This window comes from Shigella sp. FC1661, from assembly GCF_001712525.1.
Classification (GTDB): Bacteria; Pseudomonadota; Gammaproteobacteria; order Enterobacterales; family Enterobacteriaceae; genus Escherichia; species Escherichia coli.
The window spans coordinates 1-2,159 of sequence record NZ_MDGW01000272.1; the positions used below are offsets into that span (position 1 = coordinate 1).

Here is a 2,159-nt window from a genome sequence, read left to right on the forward strand (position 1 = left end):
GTCTTCGGTGAACGCACTCTGGCCACACTGGAGCGTCTTCTGAGCCTGCTGTCGGCCTTTGAGGTCGTGGTATGGATGACGGATGGCTGGCCGCTGTATGAATCACGCCTGAAGGGAAAGCTGCACGTTATCAGCAAGCGTTACACTCAGCGCATTGAGCGACATAATCTGAATCTGAGACAACATCTGGCAAGGCTGGGACGGAAGTCACTGTCGTTCTCAAAATCGGTGGAGCTGCATGACAAGGTCATCGGGCATTATCTGAACATAAAACACTATCAGTAAGTTGGAGTCATTACCTAGATCACATTAATGAAATTTTTGTATCAAAAATTAGTTATCGCGCTCACAGTTCATAATGAAACAATTCTCTGCAAATAGATAACCGAAGCTTCGTTGCTAGTATCAATTCGCTAATTATACACCTGCCAGAGGATACAATGAAAAATAGAAATCGTATGATCGTGAACTGTGTTACTGCTTCCCTGATGTATTATTGGAGCTTACCTGCACTGGCTGAGCAGTCGTCAAGTGAGATAAAGATTGTTCGCGATGAATACGGCATGCCGCATATTTATGCCAATGATACATGGCACCTATTTTATGGCTATGTAGTAGCACAAGATCGCCTTTTTCAGATGGAAATGGCACGTCGCAGTACTCAAGGGACTGTCGCGGAAGTGCTTGGCAAAGATTTTGTGAAATTTGATAAAGATATCCGTCGTAACTACTGGCCGGATGCTATCCGGGCGCAAATTGATGCCCTTTCCCCAGAGGATATGTCCATTCTGCAAGGCTACGCTGATGGAATGAATGCCTGGATTGATAAGGTAAATACCAATCCAGAGACGCTCTTACCAAAACAGTTTAATACATTTGGCTTTACTCCTAAGCGCTGGGAACCGTTTGATGTCGCGATGATATTTGTGGGCACCATGGCAAACCGCTTCTCTGATAGCACTAGCGAAATTGATAATCTGGCACTGCTAACGGCTTTAAAAGATAAATATGGTGTATCACAAGGCATGGCGGTATTTAATCAGTTGAAATGGCTGGTAAACCCATCAGCGCCAACCACTATTGCCGTACAAGAGAGTAGCTACCCACTTAAATTTAATCAGCAAAACTCGCAAACAGCAGCTCTGTTGCCACGCTACGATTTACCTGCACCAATGCTTGACCGACCAGCAAAAGGGGCGGATGGCGCACTGCTGGCGTTAACAGCAGGGAAGAACCGGGAAACTATTGCTGCACAATTTGCACAGGGTGGTGCCAATGGTCTGGCGGGGTATCCAACGACCACCAATATGTGGGTGATCGGCAAAAGCAAAGCCCAGGATGCGAAAGCAATCATGGTAAATGGTCCGCAGTTTGGCTGGTATGCGCCTGCGTATACTTATGGTATTGGTCTGCACGGTGCTGGTTATGATGTCACTGGCAATACACCATTTGCCTATCCTGGGCTGGTTTTTGGTCATAATGGTGTGATTTCCTGGGGATCAACGGCAGGTTTCGGCGATGATGTCGATATTTTTGCTGAACGGCTGTCGGCAGAGAAACCAGGCTACTACTTACATAATTGTAAGTGGGTGAAAATGTTAAGCCGTGAGGAAACCATTACGGTGAAAAATGGTCAGGCAGAGACCTTTACTGTCTGGCGTACGGTGCATGGCAACATTCTCCAAACTGACCAGACGACACAAACGGCTTACGCTAAATCCCGCGCATGGGATGGTAAAGAGGTGGCGTCTTTGCTGGCCTGGACTCATCAGATGAAGGCCAAAAATTGGCAGGAGTAGCGAAACAAGAACTGACCATCAACTGGTACTATGCTGATGTAAACGGCAATATTGGTTATGTTCATACTGGTGCTTATCCAGATCGTCAATCAGGCCATGATCCGCGATTACCCGTTCCTGGTACGGGAAAATGGGACTGGAAAGGGCTATTGCCTTTTGAAATGAACCCTAAGGTGTATAACCCCCTGTCGGGATATATTGCTAACTGGAACAATTCTCCCCAAAAAGATTATCCCGCTTCGGATCTGTTTGCCTTTTTGTGGGGGGTGCCCCTATTAAGTTGTCAAGCATGTTATGACCCCTGCGGGGTATAAAAAGTCCCGTCGCGCATCATGGCGAACAGAACGTCGCAGCGTCGTC

Annotated in this window: 1 protein-coding gene and 2 pseudogenes; 2 read left to right on the forward strand and 1 reads right to left on the reverse strand. The window is 47.0% G+C overall.

The features are described 5' to 3' along the window. Together BFF42_RS15430 and BFF42_RS15435 are read left to right on the forward strand one after the other, a co-directional pair. Positions 1-285, forward strand: a pseudogene (locus BFF42_RS15430) (IS1-like element IS1X2 family transposase); the annotation flags it as partial. 155 nt (positions 286-440) lie between these two features. Further along, positions 441-2,065, forward strand: a pseudogene (locus tag BFF42_RS15435) (penicillin acylase family protein); the annotation flags it as partial. 26 nt (positions 2,066-2,091) lie between these two features. Here the strand turns inward: BFF42_RS15435 and BFF42_RS27815 are convergent. Beyond that, on the reverse strand, positions 2,092-2,159 hold a 68-nt coding region (locus tag BFF42_RS27815; protein ID WP_241551019.1), incomplete at its 5' end, for a hypothetical protein.